The organism is Limibacillus sp. MBR-115 (assembly GCF_040549425.1).
In the GTDB taxonomy this organism is placed as follows: domain Bacteria; phylum Pseudomonadota; class Alphaproteobacteria; order Kiloniellales; family CECT-8803; genus Limibacillus; species Limibacillus halophilus.
In genome coordinates this window covers 177,830-203,699 of record NZ_JBEPTJ010000005.1, presented here as the reverse complement: position 1 = coordinate 203,699, position 25,870 = coordinate 177,830, and the positions used below count along the sequence as shown (strand labels likewise).

At 55.2% G+C, this 25,870-nt stretch carries 20 protein-coding genes and 2 tRNA genes; 5 read left to right on the top strand and 17 right to left on the bottom strand.

The genetic code is table 11. The features are described from left to right. Positions 1 to 30 precede the first annotated feature (30 nt). Entirely contained in the window at positions 31 to 1,527 is a 1,497-nt protein-coding gene (locus ABIE63_RS12220; RefSeq protein ID WP_354504755.1) for a M81 family metallopeptidase, read from the bottom strand. Between the two features lie 2 nt (positions 1,528 to 1,529). Between ABIE63_RS12220 and ABIE63_RS12215 the strand changes: the two genes are divergently transcribed. Then, entirely contained in the window at positions 1,530 to 2,864 is a 1,335-nt protein-coding gene (locus ABIE63_RS12215) for an NAD(P)/FAD-dependent oxidoreductase (protein WP_354504754.1), read from the top strand. On the opposite strand, the gene ABIE63_RS12210 is transcribed toward ABIE63_RS12215, so the two are convergent. From ABIE63_RS12210 to ABIE63_RS12170, 9 genes are all read right to left on the bottom strand, one after another. Then, positions 2,861 to 3,790, bottom strand: a complete 930-nt coding sequence (locus ABIE63_RS12210; protein ID WP_354504753.1) for a DMT family transporter — start codon at positions 3,788 to 3,790, stop codon at positions 2,861 to 2,863. The two genes, ABIE63_RS12215 and ABIE63_RS12210, sit on opposite strands and share 4 nt — an antisense overlap. Next, positions 3,771 to 5,507, bottom strand: coding sequence for a dihydroxy-acid dehydratase (gene ilvD / locus ABIE63_RS12205; RefSeq protein WP_183416353.1), 1,737 nt, complete (start codon positions 5,505 to 5,507; stop codon positions 3,771 to 3,773). Before ilvD ends, ABIE63_RS12210 begins: the two co-directional genes overlap by 20 nt. A gap of 167 nt (positions 5,508 to 5,674) precedes the next feature. Continuing rightward, on the bottom strand, positions 5,675 to 8,323 hold the full coding sequence (locus ABIE63_RS12200; RefSeq protein WP_354504752.1) for a valine--tRNA ligase: 2,649 nt from the start codon (positions 8,321 to 8,323) through the stop codon (positions 5,675 to 5,677). A gap of 117 nt (positions 8,324 to 8,440) precedes the next feature. After that, on the bottom strand, positions 8,441 to 8,941 hold the full coding sequence (locus ABIE63_RS12195; protein WP_354504751.1) for a DUF2497 domain-containing protein: 501 nt from the start codon (positions 8,939 to 8,941) through the stop codon (positions 8,441 to 8,443). A gap of 150 nt (positions 8,942 to 9,091) precedes the next feature. Further along, positions 9,092 to 10,471, bottom strand: coding sequence for a TolC family outer membrane protein (locus tag ABIE63_RS12190; RefSeq protein WP_354504750.1), 1,380 nt, complete (start codon positions 10,469 to 10,471; stop codon positions 9,092 to 9,094). Positions 10,472 to 10,519: 48 nt separating this feature from the next. Further along, entirely contained in the window at positions 10,520 to 10,855 is a 336-nt protein-coding gene (locus tag ABIE63_RS12185; RefSeq protein ID WP_354504749.1) for a rhodanese-like domain-containing protein, read from the bottom strand. Between the two features lie 13 nt (positions 10,856 to 10,868). After that, positions 10,869 to 11,528, bottom strand: coding sequence for a protein-L-isoaspartate O-methyltransferase (locus ABIE63_RS12180; RefSeq protein ID WP_354504747.1), 660 nt, complete (start codon positions 11,526 to 11,528; stop codon positions 10,869 to 10,871). Between the two features lie 126 nt (positions 11,529 to 11,654). Beyond that, on the bottom strand, positions 11,655 to 13,040 hold the full coding sequence (locus ABIE63_RS12175; protein WP_354504746.1) for a hypothetical protein: 1,386 nt from the start codon (positions 13,038 to 13,040) through the stop codon (positions 11,655 to 11,657). A 217-nt stretch (positions 13,041 to 13,257) separates the two neighbouring features. After that, positions 13,258 to 13,331: transfer RNA gene (locus ABIE63_RS12170), tRNA-Cys, on the bottom strand. Between the two features lie 135 nt (positions 13,332 to 13,466). Here ABIE63_RS12170 and ABIE63_RS12165 point away from each other — a divergent pair. The 3 genes from ABIE63_RS12165 (at position 13,467) to ABIE63_RS12155 (ending at position 16,063) form a co-directional block, all read left to right on the top strand. After that, positions 13,467 to 13,892, top strand: a complete 426-nt coding sequence (locus tag ABIE63_RS12165) for a DUF4864 domain-containing protein (RefSeq protein ID WP_354504745.1) — start codon at positions 13,467 to 13,469, stop codon at positions 13,890 to 13,892. Positions 13,893 to 13,995: 103 nt separating this feature from the next. Continuing rightward, a tRNA-Asn gene (locus ABIE63_RS12160) sits at positions 13,996 to 14,071 on the top strand. 132 nt (positions 14,072 to 14,203) lie between these two features. Next, positions 14,204 to 16,063: an adenylate/guanylate cyclase domain-containing protein gene (locus tag ABIE63_RS12155; protein ID WP_354504744.1), complete on the top strand. Its 1,860-nt coding sequence runs from the start codon at positions 14,204 to 14,206 to the stop codon at positions 16,061 to 16,063. Here the strand turns inward: ABIE63_RS12155 and ABIE63_RS12150 are convergent. The 5 genes from ABIE63_RS12150 to ABIE63_RS12130 form a co-directional block, all read right to left on the bottom strand. Further along, positions 16,056 to 18,170 (bottom strand): ABC transporter ATP-binding protein, encoded by a 2,115-nt coding sequence (locus ABIE63_RS12150; RefSeq protein ID WP_354504742.1) that lies wholly within the window; start codon positions 18,168 to 18,170, stop codon positions 16,056 to 16,058. The two genes, ABIE63_RS12155 and ABIE63_RS12150, sit on opposite strands and share 8 nt — an antisense overlap. 21 nt (positions 18,171 to 18,191) lie before the next feature. Continuing rightward, positions 18,192 to 19,343, bottom strand: coding sequence for an ABC transporter permease (locus ABIE63_RS12145; RefSeq protein ID WP_183416345.1), 1,152 nt, complete (start codon positions 19,341 to 19,343; stop codon positions 18,192 to 18,194). 11 nt (positions 19,344 to 19,354) lie between these two features. Continuing rightward, on the bottom strand, positions 19,355 to 20,290 hold the full coding sequence (locus ABIE63_RS12140) for an ABC transporter permease (RefSeq protein WP_183416344.1): 936 nt from the start codon (positions 20,288 to 20,290) through the stop codon (positions 19,355 to 19,357). A gap of 72 nt (positions 20,291 to 20,362) precedes the next feature. Next, on the bottom strand, positions 20,363 to 22,006 hold the full coding sequence (locus ABIE63_RS12135; RefSeq protein WP_183416343.1) for an ABC transporter substrate-binding protein: 1,644 nt from the start codon (positions 22,004 to 22,006) through the stop codon (positions 20,363 to 20,365). A gap of 287 nt (positions 22,007 to 22,293) precedes the next feature. Then, a complete protein-coding gene (locus ABIE63_RS12130) occupies positions 22,294 to 23,529 on the bottom strand; it encodes an alpha/beta fold hydrolase (protein ID WP_354504741.1) in 1,236 nt (411 codons plus the stop codon). Positions 23,530 to 23,625: 96 nt separating this feature from the next. On the opposite strand from ABIE63_RS12130, the gene ABIE63_RS12125 reads away from it, so the two are divergent. Continuing rightward, positions 23,626 to 24,228: an NUDIX domain-containing protein gene (locus ABIE63_RS12125; RefSeq protein WP_354504739.1), complete on the top strand. Its 603-nt coding sequence runs from the start codon at positions 23,626 to 23,628 to the stop codon at positions 24,226 to 24,228. Positions 24,229 to 24,239: 11 nt separating this feature from the next. On the opposite strand, the gene ABIE63_RS12120 is transcribed toward ABIE63_RS12125, so the two are convergent. Continuing rightward, positions 24,240 to 25,025 (bottom strand): ABC transporter ATP-binding protein, encoded by a 786-nt coding sequence (locus ABIE63_RS12120; protein ID WP_354504738.1) that lies wholly within the window; start codon positions 25,023 to 25,025, stop codon positions 24,240 to 24,242. 2 nt (positions 25,026 to 25,027) lie between these two features. Then, on the bottom strand, positions 25,028 to 25,867 hold the full coding sequence (locus tag ABIE63_RS12115) for an ABC transporter ATP-binding protein (protein WP_354504737.1): 840 nt from the start codon (positions 25,865 to 25,867) through the stop codon (positions 25,028 to 25,030). Positions 25,868 to 25,870 lie beyond the last annotated feature (3 nt).

Genomic DNA, 25,870 nt, shown 5'->3' with positions numbered 1-25,870 from the left:
CGCAACGGATTGCCAAAGATACCCTCGCGTTTAGCTTGTCCTGGATGATCCCGGCATCAAGCGAATTCCCGGGCGCACACGCCGATACGCAAGAGCTTCATAGTCCACTGGATTGGGCCCGGGTGATGCCGCGACCAGCACCTTTTCGGCAATCGGTTGGAAGTCGGCCCGAAAATGAACTGAGGATTTCAAGGCCAATATTCCCATGGACGACGGTTCGATTCCAACAGTCCTGAACATGGATTGATCCGCAGCTTGAATCTTTCGCGAGCCAACGATGACCTTGACGCCTGATATCTCAAGCAAGGCGGTTTTCCCAAGATCGATGTTTGCACCTTTGTAAAAAGGTCCCGTTCCGACCGTCTTGCCGTCAGACAGCGCCAAAACCTTGAAGGTGCCCTCCAATGGCGTAACGCCAGGCCATCCCGACTTCCCGCCCAGGCTCAGGCGTATATCTGCCCCGACACCGGCATCGTGCGCCCCGGCGGCCGATGCTGGATCACAAAGCACACCGACGACGGCCCTCTCCGCATGCTGCGCGACCAGTTCTTTGAGTAACCCCGTCGTGTCGCCGTTGCCGCCGGCCCCGGGATTGTCTTGGGTATCGGCCAATACCACAGGGCGCGAGGCGGCGGCACTAATCTCACGGGCCTTGCTGACGGCATCCGGTGCTGCAAACAGGTCGCCCGCAAACTCGGCCTCTCGGGCAATTACCGCGTCACGGAACTCCTCGGCAACTTTCCAAACACGCGCGGAATCCTTGCCGTACGCCACCACGCTGGCTCCCACGTGGTAAATATCTGCTGGCGAAAATCCACAAGCAAATGAAAATGATATCAATTTATTTTCATCTATTAGATGAGGAATTTTCTCATAAAGGCTTTTCGAAGGGTCAATAAAAGTACAGCCCCCGGTCAAAGGAATAAGGAAAGGCAATTGCAGAAACGCTTTGTGCCAACGCTCCTCTGTATTCAACAACGCCTCCAACCGCTCAGCCGCACGCGCCCCGGTCGCGGCCATGTCAACGTGTGGATAGGTCCGATAGATTTCTAAGATGTCGGCCAAATCCACCATTTCCGGCGTCACATTGGCATGCAGATCCAAACTCACCGCCAAGGGCACATCCGGTCCCAGCAGGTCGCGCACGCGCTTTAGGATCGCTCCCTCGCCATCTTCCAGATGCTCTGTCACCATGGCGCCATGCAGATCGAGATAGACCCCGTCGAGCCGCCCGGCTTTTTTCAGATCCTCTAAAAGCATTGCAACAATACGTTCGAAAGCATCCTCGGTAACATGAGCCGACGGAGGTGCGGATGCCCACACAAGCGGCAGGATCTCATGCCCCTGATCCTGTATGTATTCTAACGCACCTGCGACCGGCAGATTTATCCCCGATACCACCTGCGCCATACCTTGACCCCGGGTCAACGGCGGCCAGGCGTCAGCACGCTCGAAATCCTCGAACGTGGCCTTTGAAGGGGCAAAGGTGTTGGTCTCGTGTTGGAAACCGCCAACGGCGATGCGCATGGATGGGTATCCTTGTCCTGATCCGAAAAGAGCGTCAGATTAGAAGTCTGCTTGCCCCGAATACAAGTGCCGAAAAGGAACGCTATTCATTGCCTGCCCGGAAATCCGACACAGACGTTGCCATCATCGGTGCTGGCGCGGCAGGAATCGCTGCAGCGCGACGTTTACGGCAGTTAGGCGTCGACTATTCATTGCTGGAAGCGCGGGACCGAGTCGGCGGCCGCGCGCATACCATCGAAATCACACCTGGCGTGTTTCAGGATCTGGGCGCTCAGTTCCTTCATTCCGGTAGCCAGAACCCCCTGGTACCACTCGCTCGCGAACAAGGCTTCACTGTCCCTGGCATCACACCCGACTGGTCTCGGCGACTTGCGCCTACGCCCCTTGATGACGCCGGCATCAAGGAGCGCCAGGCGGCCATCGAGAGCGCATTCATTGCGGTGGATCAAGCCGGCAAAAAAGGCCTCGATGACGCCATTTCAAACCATCTGGGCAGCGCTGGCGCCTGGGAAGGTTTATTCCGCGCCATTATCACCTGGCACAGCAGTCGGGAGGCCGATAGCGTCTCCACCCTGGATGTAAGCCGCTATCTCGACACCCACGAGGATTGGTCGATTTTGGAAGGCTACGGATCCCTCATTGCCCACTTTTCACACGGATTGAACGTGGCACTTTGCAATCCGGTGACATCTATCGAGCGCGATCCCACTAGGTTCCGGGTAGAGACCCCAAACGGAATTCTGAATGCGCAACGTTTGATTATCGCTTTGCCGGTCAATGTACTGCGCAATGGTCTCCTTCGAATGGAGCCGGGGTTTCCCGAAGAAATACGCGAGGCTTTGGAAGCCGTGCCCATGGGGTGTGCGTTGAAAGCGGTATTCACCATCGAAGGGCGCGATAGTCCCTTTGGTCGGACCAGTTCGGCTGTCGGAAAGGACAGCGACCAAAGAACCGGCGCGTATCTTATTCGCCCACAGGGCTATCCGTTGGTTAACGGCTTTTACGGTGGCGAGAATGCACGTGCGCTCGAACAGTCGGGACCCCAGACCATTGAAGCAATCGCGCGGGAAGAATTGAAGGCGGTTTTTGGTGGCGAGGCAGGTAAATCGTTGACCTTTCGCTGCTCAACGACGTGGAACCAGGATCCGCTATCGCGCGGCGCATACTCCGCCGCCTTGCCAGGCTTGGCCGACAGAAGGCTCTTACTGGCCGAGTGCTTCGACGATCAACTCTTCCTGGCTGGAGAGCATTGTTCCATCAACGCTTTCAGTACTGTGCACGGCGCTTGGGAAACCGGATTGCTGGCCGCCGATCGGGCCGCGGCAAGTCTTGCTTAGACTCTCAAGGAAGTTCCTCGCAAGGCGTTGAATCCGTGAAACACGAGCGCCGTCACAATAACAATCCCACCAATGAAGGTCATATCGCTGGGAACCTCACCCACCGCCAACCATGCCCAAAGCGGTGCGAGGACCAACTGAAGTCGGCCGACCAGTGCGACCTCCCCCGCAGGTACATAGCGAGTGCCAGCGGTCAAGAAGGCGTACTGCAGCCCCAACTGCACGACACCCATTGTGCAGGCTACGGCAAGATCATGCGCAGAGATCACGAGCGTATCGGCCATAACCGTCGCTGCGCACAAGGCGAAAACCCCAGCCAAACAGGTGGCCGGCCGCATATCGTTACGCCGACCGGACCGCAGCGCGACCAACGCAATGGCAAAGGTGGTGATGGTGAGCAAAGCCAGACCAATTCCGAGAATTCCGCCGCCTGTCAGGCCATCACCAACCATTACGGCCACGCCGACAAGTGCTAAACCCATTGCCATCCAGGTCTTCAAGCTCAATCGCTCTCTAAGCGCGACATAGGCAAAGAATGCGGCCAGGAATGGCGAAGATGCGCCGATGAACACGACGTTCGCAACGGTCGTGTTTAGCAGTGCGAATATGAACCCGGTAAAGGAAATACCCAGCATGACGCCCGCCAGGATACCCGGATAACCGATAGCCCTGAAGCGGGCCGGCAAGTTAGTTGGGCCGTGGCGAAAAGCGAGAAACCCGAGCATGAAGATGACGAAAGCGATTGAACGATAGAAGAGCAGTGTCCAGCCATCCGCTTCCTCGACCACACGGATCAGGAACCCGATGGAGGAATTGAAAAGGCTGGCACCCAATACGAATGCCAGCCCCCTCAGATAAAGTGGATCGCGCCCCTCAGAATCAGAGGCGCCCCCAGATTGGCCAGGATCAGAGATCGGCGTAGACATGTGTCTCCGCCCTGGCGCCCGGCTGCGTCACCGCGCCCTTCTCCGCATCTCCGACCGTTTGTGCGTACTTCCAGATTGCGCCGGAGTTGTAGTCGGTACCACGCGGCTTCCATGCCTTCCGGCGCTCAGCAAGTTCAGCATCGCTAAGTTCGACCGACAAGGTACCTTCATCGGCGTCGATGGCAATGATATCGCCGTCTTTCAATAAACCAATCGGGCCGCCAACCGCAGCTTCCGGACCGACATGGCCGATACAGAAACCACGCGTTGCGCCAGAGAAACGGCCATCGGTGATCAATGCCACCTTGTCGCCCATGCCTTGACCATAAATTGCGGCGGTGGTCGCCAGCATTTCACGCATGCCCGGCCCGCCACGGGGGCCTTCGTAGCGGATGACTAGGATTTCACCTTCCTTGTAGTCGCGGGCTTGGACGGCTTTAAAGGCATCCTCCTCACAATCAAAGCAACGCGCCGGGCCGGTGAACTTCAACTTCTTCATACCGGCGACCTTAACGATCGCACCCTGCGGCGAGAGGTTCCCTTTCAACCCAACAACACCGCCCCAGGAAGTGAGGGGGTTTGATGTCGGGCGAATCACTTCCTGATCCGTCGGGAACACCACATCGGCCAAATTCTCCGCAATGGTTTTGCCGGTCACCGTAATGCAATCGCCATGCAGGTATCCGCCGTCCAAAAGCGCTTTCATCAGGACCGGAACGCCACCAATCTCGAAAAGATCCTTGGCGACGAAGCGACCGCCGGGCTTGAGATCGGCGATATAGGGCGTGCGCCGGAAGATCGCGGCAACCTCGTGAATATCAAAATCAATGCCTGCCTCGTTGGCGATGGCTGGAAGATGAAGCGCCGCATTGGTCGAACCTCCTGAGGCGGCGACCACGACGGCGGCATTTTCAAGCGCCTTGCGGGTCACGATATCGCGTGGGCGCAGATTCATCTCAATCAGGTCCATGGCAGCCTTGCCCGATGCTTCGGCATAGGCGTCGCGGGTTTCATACGGAGCAGGCGCGCCCGCTGACCCCGGTAGTGCAATACCCATCGCTTCCGAAACACAAGCCATCGTATTGGCAGTGAACTGACCGCCGCATGAACCGGCCGATGGGCAAGCGACGCATTCCAGAGCATGCAACTCTTCGGCATCGATCTTCCCGGCTGCGTGGGCACCGACCGCCTCGAACACATCTTGAACCGTTACATCCCGCCCCTTGAAACGACCGGGCAGGATCGATCCGCCATACATGAAAACCGCAGGAACATTAAGGCGCACCATGGCCATCATCATGCCGGGCAACGACTTATCGCACCCGGCCAGCCCGACCAGGGCGTCATAGCAGTGGCCGCGCATCGTCAGCTCAACCGAATCGGCGATGACCTCTCTAGACACCAGCGATGACTTCATGCCCGCATGTCCCATGGCAATGCCATCGGTCACGGTAATGGTGGTGAACTCGCGCGGCATGCCGCCCGCCTCGTTCACGCCCTTCTTAACCACCTGGGCTTGGCGAGAGAGCGCTATATTGCAAGGCGCGGCCTCATTCCAGCAGGTAGCGACGCCTACAAAAGGTTTTGCCACGTCCTCTTCGGTCAAGCCCATCGCAAAATAGTAGGACCGATGTGGCGCTTTATCCGGCCCAATCGAGACGTGGCGACTCACCAGCTTCGACTTGTCCCATTTCTTTTTTCCGTGATCGAGTGGCATAGCGGGCCCTCCCTCGTTTCCTGCCAGGATATCTAAGCATTACATTGCAAGGCTGGAGACTATCGCTGCCTGCCTGACACCTCTACCGCTTTTTCCGCATGGAAAGCATGCAAGCAGGTTCCAACAAAATTGTCGTAGCCTAAACCTCTAACTTTCCGGTCGTTTCGTCATGCACCCAAACGGGCAACTGCATCCGACAGCTTCTGGCGTGTCTGTGACGCTTCCACCAACCGTTCGCGCTGTTCCTCAACGACTTCTTCGGGCGCTTTTGCGATGAACTGCTCGTTTGCGAGCTTTTTTTCGATTTTCGAAATTTCGCCTTCAAGCTTTGACAGATCGCGTTGCAAACGGGCGCGCTCGGCCGCCAAGTCGATGACATCGCCCAGTGGCATGACGAAGGTCGCCTCACCCACCACCATCTGAACATCGCCTTCGCCCGCAGAGGTTTCACTGTGAGTGAGCTTTGAAACGCGGGCCAGACGCCCAATCAAGGCCTCATTAGCGGTCAAGCGGGCTCGTGTAATATCGCTCGCGCCCTTAATCAGCAGTGGCACTTGCGCTGCAGCGGGAACATTCATTTGATTCCGCGTACCCCGGACCTCCGTGATCAACTTGATGAGCCAGTCTATCTCGGCCTCCGCCTCTGCATCAGCCAGCGTTACGGGCAACGCCGGCCATGCGGCCGAAATCAGGAGGCCCTCACCACCACCAGACAACGTTTCCCAAAGTTCCTCTGTTATGTAAGGCATAAGCGGATGCATAAGCTTGACGATCTGCGTCAGAACCCACGCTGTCGTTGCTTGGGTCTCGGCCTTGGCTACCAGGTCTTCACCGTTCAAGATTGGTTTTGACAACTCAATGTACCAATCGCAAAACTCACCCCACGCGAAGTGATACAGAATTGAAGCGGCATCATTGAAGCGATAGCTCGAAAGCGCCTGGTCCAGAGAAGACGCGGCGCTCGTCAGCTTGCTGACGATCCAACGGTTGATCGTCAAACTGTTGGCGGATGGATCATAGTCCGCCTGCAACGCTGCGCCATTCATCAAGGCAAAACGGCTGGCATTCCAAAGTTTGGTCGCAAAATTGCGATAACCCTCGATGCGGGGTTCGGCGAGCTTGATATCACGTCCGTTGGTGCAAAGAGCGGCCAAGGTGAAACGTAGGGCGTCACATCCATACTTCTCCACCACATCAAGGGGGTCCATCGTGTTCCCCTTGGACTTCGACATTTTCTGCCCTTCGGCATCCCGAACGAGGCCATGGATATAGACATCCTTGAAGGGAACCTCGCCCATAAAGTGGATGCCCATCATCATCATGCGTGCGACCCAGAAGAAAATGATATCAAAGCCTGTTACCAGAACATCACCAGGGTAATAACGTTCTACCGCTGCGGTGTCCTCCGGCCATCCGAGAGTCGAGAATGGCCAAAGCGCAGAGGAGAACCAGGTATCGAGCACGTCTTCGTCGCGGCGAAGGTCCACGGCCTTGCCATAATGGCTTGTAGCGGCCGCGGAAGCGGCCTCCTCCGTCATCTCGACAAATACCGTGCCGTCTGGCCCATACCACGCAGGTATCTGGTGTCCCCACCAAATTTGCCGCGAGACGCACCACGGCTGAATGTTCCGCATCCAATCGAAATAAATGTTTTCGTATTGTTGCGGCACAAAGCGGGTTTTTCCGGATTCAACCGCCTCGATACAAGGCCTGGCAAGGGTTGCGGCATCAACGTACCACTGATCCGTCAGGTAGGGTTCGATCGGAACGCCGCCTCGGTCACCATGCGGCACCACGTGAACGTGGTCCTCAATTTTGTCCACAAGCCCCAATGCTTCGAGATCCGCTACAACTCGCGCTCGCGCTTCGAAACGATCCAGCCTGCGGTAAGGTTCCGGAACGGAATCGTTGAGGTGTGCATCCTGATCAAAAATATTGATCATCTCCAGGTCATGCCGTCGGCCGACCTCAAAGTCGTTAAAATCATGGGCCGGCGTAATCTTGACGGCGCCGGAGCCCGTTTCTGGATCGGCCCATTCATCGGCGACAATCGGTATCCGTCGCCCCACTAGAGGCAGCACGACAAACTTGCCGATCAAATCAGCATAACGTTCGTCTTCTGGATGAACCGCCACGCCGCTGTCACCCAACATCGTTTCCGGCCGTGTGGTGGCAACGACGATGTAACGCCCTTCTTCCCCCTCGATCGGATACCGGAAATGCCAGAGATGGCCCTTCGTTTCCTTTTGCTGAACTTCCAGGTCGGAGATTGCGGTATGCAGTTTGGGATCCCAGTTCACCAAGCGTTTGTCGCGGTAAATTAGGCCCTGTTTATAGAGCTCGACAAACACCTTAACGACGGCCTTAGAAAGCCCCTCATCCATTGTGAAGCGCTCGCGTTTCCAGTCCGCGGACGCACCAAGATGACGAAGCTGCCGGATGATCGTGCCGCCGGATTCCTCTTTCCAGTTCCACACCTTTTCCAGAAACTTATCGCGCCCCAAATCGCGGCGATGGATTCCTTCCGCCGCGAGGTTCCGCTCCACGACCATCTGGGTGGCAATACCGGCATGGTCTGTGCCCGGTTGCCAGAGCGCGTCATGCCCGCGCATACGCTTCCAGCGGATTAGAATGTCTTGAATCGAGAAAGTCAGGGCATGGCCGATATGTAGGCTACCGGTCACGTTCGCCGGTGGCATCATGATCGTGTAGGGGGGCTGAGCCGAGTCCTCATGCGCCTCGAAGCATCCCGCCTCTTCCCAACGCGCATAATTCTTTGTCTCGACCTCTTTGGGTCGGTACGTCTTTTCCAGCACTGCTGCTGTTTCCTTTTTATACGAAACCAGAGATCAACAGAGTTAATGCGGCGCTGGGCCGCCACTCGTCAAACCTTTCTTACAGATTTTTTCTGATTTGGCCGGTTAGAGAGGACCTTAGTCGTCTTTGCGACGAACCATACGCTCAATTTCTTCGCGCACTATATTCTGCACGAGCGGAACGAGGTTTTCTTCCAACCAATCACGCACGTGGGGTACCAGAGCTTCCCGCACAACACCTTCAAGGGTGCGGCCTGATCCCAGTTGCGGGCCAATATCGACATGTTTCTCTTCGGATTTTGAGATGAAACTCGAAAGCGCAGCGGATCCGGCAGCGGCGGACAGCCGGTCATTCGGTCCGGGCGTTGGTTTTTCGCTGAACGAATTTCCTTCATGGGGCCGTTCGAAATCACTGTTCTTTCCGTCACTCACAGACTGTTCCTCGCTCACTTGCTCCCCATTGCCCTCGGTTCCAGACTCTGATGTAGGCATAGTCAAATCGACAACACTGCCGTCCTCTTTCACCACCCGCGTCAATTCGATAACAGGCTCGGGCTCGACGACTTGCCAATCTTCGGCTTCCACCGCCTTACGGATGGAATCGAGGATATCTTCCATCGTCGCTTCGCCTTCGGGTGTCGCTTGACTCATGGATACTCCCTATGGGCGCGCCCGTTCGGATCAAACCGTTTCAGCCGAGTCTCTACCCATTATTCTGCCAGTCGCCCCTCATGATTGCAAAAACAGCCTCGTTGGGCAGACCGCCGTTTACTGAATGGGCTGGACATCCGTTCCGTAAGCGCGGTTCCGAACGGCGTTATAATTCGCTTGCGGGTCGTAGAGCGTAACGTCCAATGCAAGGCCCTGGGCCGTCATAGATCCCATTGCAGCGATTGTACGGTACGCCGCCAACACCAAGTCCCGCTGCGCCGTCACTAGATTAACCTGAGAGTTTAGCAGCTCCTGCTCCGCATCTAAAACATCCAGGACAGTTCGTGCACCCACTAAGTTTTCCTGCTGGACTCCGTCGAGCGCTATACGATTGGCTTCCACCTCGGATTCAAATGACGTTGTTTGCGCCCTTGCGGTTTCCAAAGCCTCCCAAGAGGCGACGGCCTCCTGCCGAGCACGCCTGCGCGCTTGTTCAATTTCTATACGACGCTGGTTGGAGATCTGCTTTTGCTGCCGTACCTGGCTGGACACAAAACCCTGCTGGTAGATCGGCACAGTCAGTTCAGCTAGCACAGACGCTTGGGTCGTGTTGCTATCATCGACCGTCCGGTTCCGGTCGTGGCTCACACGCCCGACCAGATTAACCTCTGGTTCAAACTCCGCTTCCGCCGCTTCGACGCGATGCCCCGCTGCGCGTTGTTGGAACTCGGCTGCGACCACGTCCGGATTGCTAGCGAGAGCAACATCCACCGCGCTTTGCAGGCTGGCAGGTAAACTCATCGGGAGGGGAGGCTGCACGGTATCGCTGGGCGAACGGCCTATCACTTCTTCATAGACCGCAGCCGCCTCGGCCAATGCGCCCTCGGCTTCGATCCGATCGGAAACCGCCCGTGCCAGCCTGGATTCAGCCTGTGCTACGTCAGTTCTTGTCAACTCACCTACCGAAAAACGATCCCGGGTCGCTTCCAGCTGCCGTTGCAACACACGTTCGTTATTCAGATTCAATTCAAGAACAGAATTGGCTCGCCAGACATTGATGTAGGCTGCAACAGCATCCAGCAGCACCTGCTGCTCAGTCGATTTCAAAGACGAACGCTGCGCCTGAATGTCGTTCTCGGCAGCGTTGACATTGGCGTCCGTACGACCACCGGTATAAAGAGGTTGGACGATGTCCAGGCTTGCCCCAATCGGCAAAGTCCCATCGCTGTTCTTGCTGCTTCCACTGTCCGAATCAGTGTATTGGCCACCGGTATTAGCGTTCACCGTAACTAAAGGCCGCCACCCTGACAGGGCTTGCGGGACCGCTTCGTCCCCGGCCCGCAGATTGGCCCTGGCGGCCCGCAAGGTCGGATTGCTCTCATAGGCGGCAATCAGCGCTTGCTCCAAGCTTTCCGCCTTTGCTGCAGGAAGAGTAAAAGCGCCCGCCATCGTAAAAGTAGCCAGCGATAATGCCGTCAACATTGTAAATTGACTCAATCGGTTCTTCTTACTCACAGGACGAAGATCCTCTCCCAATTATCACAGTCAATATTTGGCCAAAGTGTTATCGATGCGGTCGGCCCAGGCAAGAATCCCTCCGGCGACATTGATCACATTTGAGAATCCTTGCTGACGCAGGTACTGCGTAACTTTCATACTGCGCCCACCGCTGCGGCACAACACGGCGACCGGCCGATCTTGCGGCACTTCCTTTATCCGTTCAATCAAGTGATTCATCGGTATATCAAGTGTTCCCGAGAGGCGGACAATCTCCAACTCCCAAGGCTCCCGAACATCCAGAACCACCAGTGAATCATCGCTGGCAAGCCGTTGCCGTAATTCTTCGACTTCCATTTCCAACGGACTATCTATCACGGACATCAGGTTCCTATCTTCAGAACACGAAACCAGGTTGCTTCTCAAAACCGGGCAATAGCGGCGTCGACGCATCAAATAAAACACGGCTGGAAATCGCCTTACCACTCCGTCGATACAGGGTGGCTGCGCCAACAGAGTTTTGATCAGTCCGAATAACGGTTACCAACCGCCCGCCGTCTGCGAGCTGATCAAACAAAGCCGCCGGCACTTCCGCAACGGCGCCAGGCAATAAAATCACGTTGTAGGGCGCTTGCTTTTCGTAACCGGCCTTTGGATCGCCTTTAAGCATTACCACATTCTCGATGCCAGCCTCGTTCAAGGCCTCCGTCCCCATGGCAATCAAATCAGCGTCTGGTTCGACAGCGACAACGGTTGCACCCAATATCGTCAGCAAAGCCGCGCAGTAACCGCTTGCACAGGCGAGGTCGAGAACCAGATCGCCAGGCTTTATTTCCGCTGCTTGAACCAAACGGGCAAGCACCATCGGCTCGATCATATAGCGACCGTTCCCGATAGGTAAATCTTCATCGATATATGCGACACCACGGCGATTTTCAGGCGCAAACAGCTCACGTGGAAGCGAGTCCATAGCATCCACGATTCTCAAATCACGAACCTTGTTGGTCCGAATTTGGCTTTCGACCATGTTGTGACGAGCAGCTTCAAAATCGATCATTGCAGCGTAACAGCCTGTCGGCGCTCCCAAGGCAAAAAAATGGTAGAGCCGTTATAGGCTGCCCCTGTGCCAATGACAACGGCGGGAAGCAATTCCCCGCCGCTATCACTTACGAACTGGCAGCGTTCAATCGACTTGAAGATTACGCATCGCTCGATTGATCAGCTTTTGATCACAGCGGCGTTCCGTCCGCGCATACTTACATGCTGCCACCACCTGATCGATAATGAATTTTGGCTGATAATTCGCGAGTTGAAGCTGTTTCTGTTCCAGGAACCCGGCCACCTCGCGAATCGTTTCATCGTCGATCACCAGTCCTGCTTCCGATGCAACACGCTGAAAGATCATAGCGAAATCTTCGAATGTTGGACCCTCGATACGTACCTTGTAGGGAATACGGCGGAGGAATGCCGGATCCATCAGGTCCTTCGGACTGAGATTGGTTGAGAAAACGACCAGAGCGTCGAAGGGTATCTCGAAAGACTTTCCCGTATGGAGCTTCAGGAAATCGATCCGCTTCTCCAGGGGAACGATCCAGCGATTCAAAAGGCTTTCCGGCGATATCAGCTGACGACCGAAGTCGTCAATCATCATGATGCCGTTGAGCGCTTTCATGTGCAGCGGCGCTTCGTAGAAGCCGCTCAAGGCATTGAACTGTAGATCCAACATCTCCAACGTTAGTTCGCCGCCGGCGATCACCAAGGGCCGTTTGATCTTGACCCAGCGCTTATCGATATCTTCGCGTTCGATCGATACGGTTTTGAAAATTGAGTCGACAGGATTCTCGGATTCAACCGCCCGGTGCAATGCAGGGTCGTAGAGCTTGATGATGTCTCCGCCGACCTCGACGCAGTGCGGAATGTATATCTCGCTCAGGAACATTCGTCCCATTCGCTCGGCGAGAGAACTCTTGCCGTTACCTGGGGTTCCGTAAAGCAGCACGGCGCGTCCGGAATTGACTGCGGGACCCAGTTCCTCAACCAGTTCTTCAGGGACCACGAGATCGCCAAAGCATTCATCAATTCGCTCTCGCGGTATCATCTCGTTTATGATGGATTGCTTGAGCACACGCTCGGCAAAAGCCTTTAGCCCGACTGGCGCCGGACCGACATACTTGTTTCGATCAAGCGCCTCGAGGGCAATCTTCCGACCGCTCGTAGTCAAAGTGAAACGGAACTGATCGCCCGCCCCCTCTCCCGTCGAGCCGAGGATCTCAACCATCCCGCTCGTCCGCATCTCCTCCATGATCTGCTCGACAATCGAGTAAGGCAGAAAGAGGGACTTGCATAACTTTGCTATCGTCTCGACCTTCAGCGAGATCATGGTCTTGAGGATCAGGGCCTCAATCACTGTTTTGCTGACGCCAGTCTCCGAAATGTTTTTTGGTTCTTTCGGGGCTTCCAATACAACGTCCGGAGTTTCTTGGGGGGTGGTATCCGAATTTTCGCTTTGAAGCTGCTCAAAATCACCCTGAGGCTGCGCTAGTTTTTGAGCGCCAAATTCGCTGGTCATTCTTACTGCTCCATCCCGAAGACTTCAATAAAGGTGCCACCATCTAGAAGTCGCGCCAGTCGTGCCAGCCTCGCCTCTTGGTAGCAGCGATGAAGCTAAAAGATAAAAGTTGAGATTTTCTTAATTGAAATACTAACAAAGCAAAAAATATCTGCTGTGCTGAAGGCGGTGCCCGCCTCTTCAGTCCCGCGACGCTCATGGTGTCCTGAAGAAGAAATGGAGGCCCGGGCCGGAATCGAACCGACGTACAAGGATTTGCAGTCCTCTGCATCACCACTCTGCCACCGGGCCGCCTCAGCGAGCGGTGAACAGGGATTAACCTCTCCCGGTCGGAAGTTCAAGCCGAGACTTACAATATTTCATCACGCCTGGATTACCGAAGGCTCCGCGCTATGTCATGATAAAGGCCCAAGGAGGAACCAGGAAATGAGACCTCTGCGTTTTTTGCTGCTAATTGCAGCGCTCATGTCGCCCGCTGGACTGAGCGCCCAGCCGGTTGGCGACTCAGATCGGCAAGCTATCCAGAGCACGATTCTCTCCCAGATCCAAGCCTTCCGACTAGATGACGCCGGCACAGCCTTCAGCTATGCGTCTCCTTACATCCAAGAAAAATTCCAAAACCCGGGCCGGTTTATCAACATCGTGCGCCGCAATTATCAGCACGTCTATCGTGCACAAGACGTCACATTTACAGAACTAAGTGTCGTCGAAGGGCATCCTATCCAACAGGTTCATCTGGTTGGACCCGACGGCACCGCGGTCATCGCCGCCTATATCATGCAACGTCAGGAAGACGGTAGTTGGAAGATTAACGGCGTCCACCTGAGAAAGGCAGATGATACCACCAGTTAGACCGACCACCGAAAGTCGTGCGGAATGGGTTTGCAAGCATGAATTCTTTTGCTATAAGCCGCGCCATCATACGGACGTTGACGGTATTGCCGAACGTCACTGATCCGCGGTAGCTCAGTTGGTAGAGCAGGTGGCTGTTAACCACCCTGTCGCAGGTTCGAGTCCTGCCCGCGGAGCCAATTTTAAAAGGGGCCTTCAGATTTTGGAGGCCCCTTTCTCATTCTTCGGCTCCTTCGGGCGGTGTTGCACACCCTTAACTATAATGGACCATCCTACTCTCTCGCAGTATCCTTAGCGTTAGGGAGAGGCTCATGGACCATCGCTTGGCCGCCGTTCTTGCCGCGGATGCAGTTGGCTACAGTCGCCTCATGGAGGCTGATGAGGGAGCGGCCTACCGGCTGCTTACCGAACGTCGGACTATTATCGAATCTATCGTGGACGAGCTTGGCGGACGGGTCTTTGGCACGGCTGGAGACAGTCTGATTGCGGAATTTCCAAGCTCCGTTACCGCCGTACGCTGTGCAAATCGAATCCAGACCGCGCTGCAAGATCTCAACAGGGACCAAAGCGCCGATACCAAAATGGAATTTCGAATAGGAATTCATTTCGGCGAGATGATCCAAGAAGGCGATAATCTGTTCGGTGAAAGCGTTAATCTTGCCGCTAGACTGGAAAGCTTGGCACCGCCTAGTGGAATCTGCCTTTCCGGCGCTGTCCACGACCAAGTGAAGGGAAAAGTTGATTTCATCTTCGCTATGGGGGGGCGCCAACGCGTCAAGAACATAGCAAAGCCAATCGAAGTTTGGTGCTGGCCGCCCGAACAAGCGGGCCAACTGCGCCGCAGAGGAACGAAGCCCTGGCGCCTTCCTATCGTTGCACTTGCTATCATTATTCTTTTGGGAGCCTTTCTGGGCTGGTTTACCGCGACCAGCGAGATCGATTTGCCAAACGGCCCGCGCATCGCCGTCCTTCCATTCGATACTTTGGAGCAAAATGCAGACAACCAGTACTTCAGCGAAGGTCTAAGTAGAGAGATTGTGACTTATCTCTCGAAGTTCTCGAATCTCTTTGTGATTGATCTGAGTTCCACACGCCAGTTGGGCACACGGCCTCAATGCACCCAAGTGCGTCGTGAATTGAGCGCTGACTATATTCTATCCGGAAGTGTCCAACGCTCTGGTGATTTACTAGCGGTGACGACGAGATTTACGGATGCGCGGACTTGCCAGGAGCTTGATTCCCCCGGCCCTTTCAGACGCGACCTCAGCATAGCTAACATCTTCGATATACAGCTTGAGATCGCTCAGAAGGTGGTCGCGCAAGTCGGTTCAGCCGATGCACCGCTGTTCGATACCCAGGTTGCCAATCGATTGCGGCGAGAAGCGCCCCAAACTCTCAAATCCTATGATTGCGTTTTGTTGTCCTATTGGTTCTACGAGACCTTTGAACCGGATCGTCACCGCAGAGCACGAGACTGCCTCAAGCAAACATTACAGAACGATCCGGACTACTCTCTTGGCTGGTCACGTCTGGCGTTCAGCTACATCGAGGCTAAGAAGTACGCCATCGACACGCCCGATGATTGGGCGGAGCTGGCGCAAGAGACAGCCAATCGCGCACTAAAACTCAACCCAGAGAATGCTGATGCCTATTACGCCTTGGCAATTCTCAGCCAAATGCAAATGGAAGACCGGACTGTCTTCCAGCAATTCGCTGATCGTGCCATCAAGTTAAATCCAAACGATGCTTTCGTGCTCGCCGACCTTGGCACTTGGATGGCCTACTCAGGCGAATGGGAGAAAGGGAAATCCTGGGTTCAGCGCGCTAAAATATTGAACCCGAAACATCAAAGTTGGTGGGACTATATTTGGCATCTGCACGCCTATTTGCAGGGTGATTATAAATCCGCACGGGATATCGCCCTGAAGGTGAACCTGCCGGATAATTACATGGTGCAGACAAGCTTGGCGGCCGCTTACGCAATGAACGGAGAGCCGGAAAAGGCAAAGCAAACACTTGAGCATGTCTTACAGCTTCGTCCGGATTCCGCAGTGACCCCCCTAACCCCGTTTCTAGTCAGAAACATGGATCCAGAGGTGATTGCCGCTCTCGCAGTTGGACTACGTAAAGCTGGGCTAAATTTCCCCGACGAGCCTACCAATACTAACTAAGAGTCGATGTTTCCGGCGTAGTCGGACCATCACCTTCCGCATTGCCGTCACCGCTCCCCGCCAGCACGATAACCGGCTCAACCTTCATAAGCTCTTCCAGCGGAATGTGGCAGGCGATGCTGTGGGTATCCGAGATATTATGAATTGGCGGAACTTCCGTATCGCAAACCTTGCCAATGCGCCGATGACAGCGCGTGCAGAAAGGGCAGCCCTTTGGCGGGTTCATCACCGATGGCAGATTACCTTCCAGAATGATCCGCTTCTTGCGAACCGACGTGTCGGCTATGGGGACGGCGGAAAGCAGCGCCTCCGTATAGGGATGATAGGGCGGCGAGAAAACCTCGTCGGTCGTCCCTTTTTCAGCAACGTGCCCCAAGTACATTACGACAACGCGATCCGCCAGATACCGCACGACGGACAAATCATGACTGATGAATAGCATGGTCGTGCGTGACTCGCGCTGGATCTCCATTAGCAGTTGGGTCACCGCAGCCTGGACCGAGACATCCAAGGCGGAAACGGGCTCGTCCGCAACGACGACTTTTGGATGGCCCGCAAACGCGCGCGCAATGCCGATACGTTGCTTCTGGCCGCCTGATAGCTGGCGAGGCTTGCGGTCGGCGAATGCGCGTGGAAGCTTGACCATATCGAGCAGTTCAAACATGCGTGCTTCGCGTTCCTGTTGGTCCTTCCCAATCTTGAATAGCTCCAGCACGCGGATGATTTGCGAGCCTATGGAATGGCTTGGATTAAGGGTATCAAAAGGATTTTGGAACACCATCTGAAGCGAACTCACGGTACCTGTTGAGCGTTTTTCGACAGGTTTATAGGTAATATCCTCCCCGTTGAGTTCGATCACGCCATCGGTGCCTGTTTCCAGGCCCAACAGGACCTTCGCCAGGGTGGATTTCCCGCAGCCGGACTCGCCGACAATGGCAACGGTTTCAGCTTCGCGCGCATCCATCGTAATACGTTCATTGGCTTTAACTGTGCGTTGCTTACCGCCAAAAATCTCGTTGGCGCTGACGGTGTAGTATTTCTTTAGCTTATCCACCTTCAAAACGACGTCGCCAGGCTCTACTTCGGCAAACTCCTTCGACGCGACAATTGGCGCTGCCCAATCGATGTCACTAATGCGCTCGCAACGGGAGGCATGGCCTTCCTCGCCCCCAATTGTGTGCATGGCTAGATTACCAACGTCACAAAGTCCGGCTTTGAAATGCGCGCAACGTGGGCCGAAATTGCAGCCAGGCGGGCGCTCATGCGGCAAGGGAAACTGTCCGGGAATTGGTTCGATTGGGCGCGCGTTCTTGTCGGTGCCCGGCAAGGGAATGGAACGGAACAGCCCTTGCGTATAGGGATGGCGCATTTTGTTGAAGACCTCGTCGACCGTGCCTGTCTCCACGGCCTCACCAGAATACATGACCGTAATGCGATCACAGGTCTCTAAAATCAAACCCAGGTTGTGAGAGATGAAGATCATCGAGGTGCCGAACTGCTTCCCTAGGTTCTTCACCAGTTCAATGATCCCAGCTTCGACAGTAACGTCCAATGCGGTCGTTGGTTCATCGAGCAGGAGCAACTCCGGCTTGGATAACAACGCCATAGCAATCACAATGCGTTGCTGCTGACCGCCGGAAAGTTGGTGCGGATAGGCCCGCATGATCCGCTCCGGATCAGGCAGGCGTACGGCCTCCAGCATCTCGATGGAGCGTTTCTCGGCCTCCGCCATCGAAACCCCTTCATGAAGGATGGGGACTTCGGTCAATTGAGCGCCAACGCGCATCGCCGGGTTCAGGCTAGCCATGGGCTCCTGATAGATCATGGCGATTTTTGATCCGCGCAATTGCGACAACTCCTCTTCGGAGAGTGTGCTCATGTCGCGGCCCTTGAACTTGATCGAGCCATCTACAATCCGGCCGTTCGACCCGAGGTAGCGCATAATAGCGAGCGCAACAGTTGATTTGCCACAGCCGGATTCACCGACAAGGCCCATCGCTTCGCCTGGCTGGACACTACAGGAGAAATCCATGACCGCCGGGATTTCTCCAATTCGGGTAAAAAAGGAGATCGAGAGGTTATCAATTTCCAGGATCGGATCACTCATCGCTGTATTCTCCTTCCTCGATCAGTCTCGCAATGATTCTTCCCGCAAGCCGTCGGCCAGCAGGTTGAGGCCAAGAACCAGCGATGCCAAAGCAATCGTCTGTGGCAGCACAATCGTTGGAACAATGCGGATGAATCCACGGGTCTGATTGATCATGGAGCCCCAGTCCGGAGACTCCGGGGCCAAACCCAGACCGAAGAAACCGAGCGTTCCAAGGAGGATCGTCGTATAGCCAATGCGAAGGCAGGCATCGACGATCAGCGGACCGCGGGCGTTGGGAAGCATTTCCCACAACATGATGTACCAGGACCCCTCGCCTCGCGTTTGCGCGGCAGCCACGTAATCGCGTGTCTTGATATCCATCGTCAGACCGCGAACGATACGGAAAACACCGGGCGATGACGCAAACACCACCGCGGCAAAGATGTTCAGCTCGTTCGGTTCCAGATGGATGATGCCAAGCGGGTCGAGGTCAAAGACCACGCCGATGTACATCCAGCCACCCAACCCGAAGGTAACCGCGAGCAGAATTGCGAGTAATCCGGCACGTTGCGCATAGCGGGTGTAGAACAGCATCGCAAAAATCAAAACCGGGAAGATAAAGAACACCCCCGCCATGAAATTCGGAATGGCGGTCTCTCGAACACCGGGCGTTACCAGCAGGTAGAACAACAAGATCACAGGGAAGGCCAGCACGAGATTGGCGATGAAGGAAAGAATCGCATCGCTTTTGCCGCCAAAGTACCCCGCCGGCAATCCCAAGGAGATTCCAACCAAAAAGGCCACCAAGGTCGCTGCAGGTGCAATCAGAAGCACAAAACGGCTGCCGTAAACCATGCGGCTGAACAGATCGCGCCCCAGGTTGTCCGCACCGAACAGGAATGCTCTGCCGGTCTCAGCTTCGATGGATCCGGGCGCCGCCCGTTTCAGCAGCACGAACTGCTCAATCGGGTCGAAGGGAGCAACAATATCGGCAAATAATGCCGTAAGGATCCAAAAAAAGACGATCCCAAGACCCACCATACCCACATTGCTATGATACAGCCGTCCATAAAGCCCCAACCGGTCGCGGTAAAATGCACTCGCGCCCATCAAGACTGCCAAGCCAAGCCACACCGGCCATAGCCGCGCTATGACGACGCCCCAGATCTCAAGGAAGCCTATGCTTTCCATTGAACGTCCCCCTAGCTGACGCGAATACGTGGATTGAGGAAGGCGTAGCCGATATCGGATATCAACTGCGTCGTTATCACAACGGCAACCGATACCAGCGAGCAGGCAAGCAGCAGGTTAATGTCGTTGTTGTCCGCGGCTTCCACCAAGGTCCAACCAAATCCTTTGTAGTTGAATAGATTTTCTACGATCACGACGCCTGTCAGCAACCAGGGGAACTGCAGCATGATAACGGTAAAGGGTGCTATCAGCGCATTCCTCAGTGCATGCTTGAAGACGACGGCCCGAAACGAGAGTCCTTTTAGCCGCGCGGTACGAATGTATTGGGAAGTCATTACTTCAGCCATGGACGCTCGCGTCATGCGCGCGATATAGCCCATTCCGTAGAGCGCCATCGTCATGACTGGAAGCGTAAAGTTCTCGACGGTTACGCTATCGACATTGGAAACCCCTTTTAGAAGCCCCAGCCAAGAGGCGAAAACCACGGTAAAGAGGATACCGCTCACATATTCGGGCGTTGCGGTCGTGCCGATCGAGAAAATAGAAAGGACTCTGTCAAGAAAACTGCCTTCACGCATACCGGCGAGAATTCCCACGATCAGCGCCGAGGGCACCATGATGATCATGACCCAGAATGCCAAAGTTCCGGTATATCCAAGCCGCTTGGGAAGCACGTCGTTCACAGGCGATTTGAAGCGAGTCGATTCCCCGAGGTCCCCGCGCGATGCATTGAACAGCCACTCGCCATAACGCACGAGCAGAGGCCGGTTGTATCCATTCTTTTCAAGCCAGCTATCAACCGCTTCTTGCGTCATGCGGTTGTTGTTCTGTTCAAGCGCCAATTTTTTCAGATTTGGCTCAAGGTTGACCAATGCAAATACCACAAGGGTAAGCACGATCATCGTCAGCGCAAGCACGCCAACCCGACGACTGATGAAGGTGAGCATCACAGGCCCTTTCGCAAAGAGACAGAAAAGCAAGAAGGGGACATCTGTCCCCTTCCCGCCTTCACGCTGACCTTAGCTTTCCAGGTAAACCTTTTCGAAATGCATCTCGAAGGTCTGGTGCATATTGCGTCCCTTCAATTCAGGCACGTTGCTGCAGAATAGACCACGCCAGTAAGGCTGAATCATAATGCCCGAGTCCTGGAGAATTTTCTCGATATCCTCCATCAGCACACGACGCTTGTCTGCGTCGAGAACCGCAAGAGCCGCGTTGATCTTCTCATCAAATTCCGGATTGCTGTAGGCAGTCTCGTTCCAGGCTTCCCCGGTCCGATAGGCCAAGGCAAGCACCTGCACACCCAGCGGGCGCGCATTCCAGTTGGTGGTCGAGAAAGGATACTGCGTCCAGTTGTTCCAGAATGATGAACCGGGAATGACGGTTCTTTTCACTTTGATTCCGGCGTCACGCATCTGAGCGGCAATGGCGTCACTGGTATTGCGGCGCCAGTCGTCGTCGATCGAGATTAGTTCAAACTCCGTATCTGCCATACCCGCCTCATTCAGCAAAGCCATGGCCGCTGCCGGGTCGCGCTTGATTGGCGGAAGCTTGAAATATTCTTCATGCATGGGCCCAACGTGGTGGTTCTCGGCCGGCGATCCGGCGTTGTTGTAACCCAAAGCGAGTACCGTCTCGTTGTCGACCGCCAGTTGGATCGCACGGCGCACGCGCACGTCGTCGTAAGGCTTCTGCGTGACGTTCATACGCGCAACGACCGTCGCCGCGGTGATCACGTTGGAGGTTTCGAGGCCAAGGCCTTCCATTATCTCAACGAAGTCGCCGGTCGTCTGATAGTTGGTGTGAATCTCGCCCGCTTCGAACGCCGCAATTTCTGCAGCAGGATCGGTCCCGTAATCGATGAACTCAATCCCATCAAGCAAGGCTTCGCCACCCCACCAGTTATCGGACCGGCTCAGGGTCGCACCCACGCCTACTTCGAAGGAATCAAGTTTGAACGGACCGGTTCCAATCGGGTTTTTGCTGAGATCGCCGCCATCCTTTTCGAAATTACGATGAACGATCAAAGCCGGATAGTCGGCCACGCCGGGAATGATGGAAATATCCGGTGCGGCAAGATTCAGTTGAACCGTGAAATCATCAACTTTGACGATTGCACCGCTACGCGCCTTTTTGGTGTCGGGGTCAACAAGATTGGAAAGGCGAGAGGCCATAGAATTGCCTTCTATCTCGGCTTCACACCAACGGTTCAGGTTGAAAACAACGTCATCGGCGTTGAAGTCATCACCGTTGCTCCACTTGACGCCCTTACGGACAAACAAAGTGTATTGCGTTACATCATCGTTGGCTTCCCAGCCTTCAAGGAGCCAAGGTTCGAAAACGAACTCTGAGTTCCAGCGAACCAAGGCCTCGCAAAACTGGCGCGCCACGTTCGCTCTTTCCGACCAGTCATAAATACGCGGGTCTTCGATCCCCTTGATGTTCATGGAGACCTTCATGACGCCGCCCTTCTTACCTTCAGCCGCAGCGGGCTTCGGAAGCGTCAAACCGAGCAGACCGTATGCGGTCGCAGCCGTTGCGCCGAAAGCTGTGGAGAGCGCGAGGAATTCTCGGCGGTCCATTTTCCCGGACTTAACCGTTTCCGCCATCGGCTCGATAGCCGGGTGTAGGCGGGCCCCGGTCAAAGTTTCGTTGTTAGACATTTCTTATAGCCTCCCTGGAGTTAGATAGTCGGGGCCTGTTCACTCCCCGAAGCTTCATTGAAGACGGGGTAACAGAGTCACAATATCGCGAATGCGAACGATCCTAACATGAGGACGACCTACGGCGTAAAGTCAAAACCCCAGAGCGATACTAGCTCCCACTTTCATACAAAATTACGCCTCGGTTTCTATGCCTCCCTAAAAGTACAAATCCAAACTGATTACAACTCGGTCAACACTACTGACTTAATGAACAGAATAGAAAAATTATGCCTTAATCTTGAATACTATTCGGCTGTTAAAACTGTTTTGATTTTGATTTCACTTTCCAGTGTTCTATGTACCGGGCAACGATCCGCAATTTCAAGCAAGCGCTGCCTCTCGGCATCGGTGAGATCTCCAGTAATTGTTATCTCACGGGCAACTAAGTCGATTTTTCCATCTTTTGTTTCACAGTCTGCGCAATCGGCAGCATGAATTTTTTTATGCTGCAAACGTACCGCGACTTTATCGAGGGACAGTTTTTTATGTTCGGCATAGAGGCGTAGCGTCATGGAGGTACAGGCCCCCAACCCGGCAAGCAACAGGTCATAGGGACTCGGTCCCCGGTCCAGACCACCACTGACGCTCGTCGGTTCATCCGCGATCAGACGATGTTTTCCGATTTCAATGTCTTGGGTGAATCGCCCCGCCCCTGAACTGCGTACAACCACAGTGCCTTCAGTCGATTCGACGCTGGTCCTCGCTTCGGTCGTGCTTGCTGCGATGTAGCGCCCTGCCCAGGCACTCAGAACTTGCGCAACATAAGCGGCATCTTCATGGCGACTGAGGAGATGATCGGCTTGGTCAAGCGAAACGAATGACTTTGGGTGCTTCGCCGCGATGAATATACGGCTCGCGTTATCAATTCCCACGGTGTTGTCGAGCGGTGCATGGAAAATCAAAAGCGCCCTCTTTAGTTCCGAAATACGATTTTCCAGCCGCTGACTGGCGATATCGTCCAAAAACTGCTTTTTGATCGTGAATTTGCGGCCAGCAAGGGTAACCTCCGCCTCACCAACCCGTTCGATCTCCTCCTGAGAGGCGCCGAAGTTATGGGCCACGTGTGCCGGATCGGCAGGTGCGCCGATGGTGGCCACGGCGCGGCATTCAGGAACATCCCCGGCCGCGGCCAGCACTGCGGCACCGCCCAAACTGTGCCCGACCAGTAGTGCTGGCGCCTGATAGTCGCGACGCAGAAAAGCAACGGCCGACAACAGGTCCTGGATATTGCTGGAAAAGTTGGTGTTGGCAAACTCACCGTCGCTGGCACCCAACCCCGTGAAGTCAAACCGAAGTACTGCGATACCCTGTTCAGCCAAGCCTCGCGCGATCCGCGATGCCGCAAATATGTCCTTACTGCAGGTAAAGCAGTGCGCAAACAAGGCATAGCCCAATGGTTCGCCCTGCGGGCTATCAAGCCGCGCTGCGAGGTTCTGTCCCTCAGCGCCGGTGAAGACCACCTTTTCACTTTTGGCTGCCATTTCTACTTCCTTCCAGGATCGAATTGCTGTTGCTCTTGGCCCTTTGCTACCTATGCTCGGAGCCAGCATAGCGTAAGACGGGATAGCACAAACGTGATGGATGACCCTCGAATAGAAATTCATTCCAGGAAAACCGGTTTTAAAGGCTTTTTTGCCCTAGCCATCTTTCGACTACGCCACCGCCGCCACGACGGAGGTTGGACCCGGGAGATCGAGCGGGAAGTGTTCCTGCGTGAACCGGTCGTTGCCGTTCTGCCCTACGATCCGGTGCGCGATACAATTCTATTGCTCGAGCAGTTTCGCCTCCCCGCGCATTTAATCGGCCAGGACGCCTGGCAGCAGGAGATTATTGCCGGGATCGTCGAAGAAGGCGAAAACCTGGAAGACGTAGCCGTCCGTGAGTGCCAGGAGGAAGCGGGATTCAAACCCCTGGCGCTTGAAAGGATCATGACTTACATGCCAAGCCAGGGTGCCTGTACCGAAGCCACCACGATCTTTCTGGCCCATATGGATGATGCCGGGCTGGGCGGAATACACGGCCTGGAAGATGAGGACGAAGATATTCTGGCGCGCGTCCTGCCATTCGACGAGGCCTGGGCCATGTTGGAAGAAGGCCGAATCCAGAATTCTCCGGCCATCATCGCCCTCCAGTGGCTGAAGCTTAACCGCCAAGACGTAACAAAACGCTGGAACACCTAGGCGGGCCGCGGTCAGCCCATATCCGCATATTCTTCGAACTGATCGATCGCAGCACGGTCATAACCGCGACTGGCCACTAAAAGTTGGCGTGTATAGGGATGCTCCGGCAAGCCACCACGCAATTGCTCCGCCGTCATTTCCTCAACGACGCGACCATGGTTCATGACCGCGAGGTGACCGCACATTTGCGCAATAACCGCCAGATTATGACTGACGAGCAGATAAGTCAGGCCCAGTTCCCGCCGCAAGCGTTGCAGCAGGTTCAAAACCTCGGCTTGCACCGAGACATCAAGTGCCGAAGTCGGCTCGTCCAACAACAGTAATTTCGGCTCCAGGATCAGCGCCCTGGCAATCGCCACACGCTGCCGCTGCCCGCCCGAAAGTTGGTGCGGATAACGATAGCGAAAGCTTGGACCCAGCCCCACCTCGTTAAGAACCTTCTCTATGCGCTCGTCGGCGTTGTCCAGACCATGAATAGCAACGGGCTCCATCAAGGTTCGATCAACTGTGTGGCGTGGGTGCAAAGACCCATAAGGATCTTGAAACACCATCTGCACATCCTTGGCGAAACCACGCTCACGCTTTGGCCCCAGATCACGGCCCGCCAGGTTGATGTTACCTGTCCACTCGGTAACGAGCCCACTGATGGCGCGCAGTACCGTCGATTTTCCGGAGCCGGATTCGCCAACCAATCCATAGCTCTCACCCGGCGGGATCAATAATGAAACGTCACGCACCGCATGGACCTGGCGATCCTTAGTACCAAAGACAACATTTAGCTTTTCGATCTGTAACATGCCTAATCCAACCACGCCGGATCGCGTTCCAGGACGGGGAGCTCAGCAGCAGGCTGGTCGACCTGCGGCAAGCAATTCAACAGGCCTTGCGTGTAGGGGTGCTTTGCCGCCGACAGGTTCCGGGCATCGCATGATTCAACGATCCTGCCCGCATACATGATGAGAACCCTGTCGCAGAAAGAGGCGACAAGATTGAGATCATGACTGATGAACATCAATCCCATGCCACGTTCAGTCACCAGATCATCCAGGATCGCCAATACTTGAAGCTGGACCGTCACGTCGAGAGCCGAGGTCGGTTCGTCTGCGATCAGCAGGTCCGGGTCCGGGATCAACATCATTGCGATCATGATTCGCTGACCCATACCGCCCGACACTTCATGGGGGTACAGCTGATACACCCGCTCGGGATTACGGATTCGCACGGCCTCCAGCATCTCCAAGGTACGGCGCTTGGCTTCGTTCTGGCCGACTTTATTGTGCTTCCGGTAGGCCTCATCAATCTGCCGCCCAACCGTCATCACCGGATTCAGGGAATACTTCGGGTCCTGCATCACCATTGAAATGCGCCGCCCGCGGATGGAGCGCATCCGAGTCGCATCGGCGTTCAATAGGTTCACGCCGTCAAACGAAATACGATCGGCGCGAACGACGCCTGGATAAGGGACCAGCCCCAGGATTCCCTTGCCCGTCATCGACTTGCCGGACCCTGACTCCCCGACAATCCCCACCTTTTCACGTCCGACGCTAAAAGATATGCCCCGAACCGCCTCAACAACGCCCGTTCGGGTGTGGAAATCGACAAACATCCTATCTACCTGAAGCAGCGGATCATCGGACATTCG

Bases quoted from the DNA above. Each gene is read 5' to 3' on its own strand.
- ABIE63_RS12220 (WP_354504755.1), bottom strand. From the start codon at position 1,527: ATGCGCATCGCCGTTGGCGGTTTCCAACACGAGACCAACACCTTTGCC.
- ABIE63_RS12215 (WP_354504754.1), top strand. From the start codon at position 1,530: ATGGGTATCCTTGTCCTGATCCGAAAAGAGCGTCAGATTAGAAGTCTG.
- ABIE63_RS12210 (WP_354504753.1), bottom strand. From the start codon at position 3,790: ATGTCTACGCCGATCTCTGATCCTGGCCAATCTGGGGGCGCCTCTGAT.
- ilvD (WP_183416353.1), bottom strand. From the start codon at position 5,507: ATGCCACTCGATCACGGAAAAAAGAAATGGGACAAGTCGAAGCTGGTG.
- ABIE63_RS12195 (WP_354504751.1), bottom strand. From the start codon at position 8,941: ATGGAAGATATCCTCGATTCCATCCGTAAGGCGGTGGAAGCCGAAGAT.
- ABIE63_RS12185 (WP_354504749.1), bottom strand. From the start codon at position 10,855: ATGTCCGTGATAGATAGTCCGTTGGAAATGGAAGTCGAAGAATTACGG.
- ABIE63_RS12180 (WP_354504747.1), bottom strand. From the start codon at position 11,528: ATGATCGATTTTGAAGCTGCTCGTCACAACATGGTCGAAAGCCAAATT.
- ABIE63_RS12175 (WP_354504746.1), bottom strand. From the start codon at position 13,040: ATGACCAGCGAATTTGGCGCTCAAAAACTAGCGCAGCCTCAGGGTGAT.
- ABIE63_RS12165 (WP_354504745.1), top strand. From the start codon at position 13,467: ATGAGACCTCTGCGTTTTTTGCTGCTAATTGCAGCGCTCATGTCGCCC.
- ABIE63_RS12155 (WP_354504744.1), top strand. From the start codon at position 14,204: ATGGACCATCGCTTGGCCGCCGTTCTTGCCGCGGATGCAGTTGGCTAC.
- ABIE63_RS12150 (WP_354504742.1), bottom strand. From the start codon at position 18,170: ATGAGTGATCCGATCCTGGAAATTGATAACCTCTCGATCTCCTTTTTT.
- ABIE63_RS12145 (WP_183416345.1), bottom strand. From the start codon at position 19,343: ATGGAAAGCATAGGCTTCCTTGAGATCTGGGGCGTCGTCATAGCGCGG.
- ABIE63_RS12140 (WP_183416344.1), bottom strand. From the start codon at position 20,290: ATGCTCACCTTCATCAGTCGTCGGGTTGGCGTGCTTGCGCTGACGATG.
- ABIE63_RS12135 (WP_183416343.1), bottom strand. From the start codon at position 22,006: ATGTCTAACAACGAAACTTTGACCGGGGCCCGCCTACACCCGGCTATC.
- ABIE63_RS12130 (WP_354504741.1), bottom strand. From the start codon at position 23,529: ATGGCAGCCAAAAGTGAAAAGGTGGTCTTCACCGGCGCTGAGGGACAG.
- ABIE63_RS12125 (WP_354504739.1), top strand. From the start codon at position 23,626: ATGGATGACCCTCGAATAGAAATTCATTCCAGGAAAACCGGTTTTAAA.
- ABIE63_RS12120 (WP_354504738.1), bottom strand. From the start codon at position 25,025: ATGTTACAGATCGAAAAGCTAAATGTTGTCTTTGGTACTAAGGATCGC.
- ABIE63_RS12115 (WP_354504737.1), bottom strand. From the start codon at position 25,867: ATGTCCGATGATCCGCTGCTTCAGGTAGATAGGATGTTTGTCGATTTC.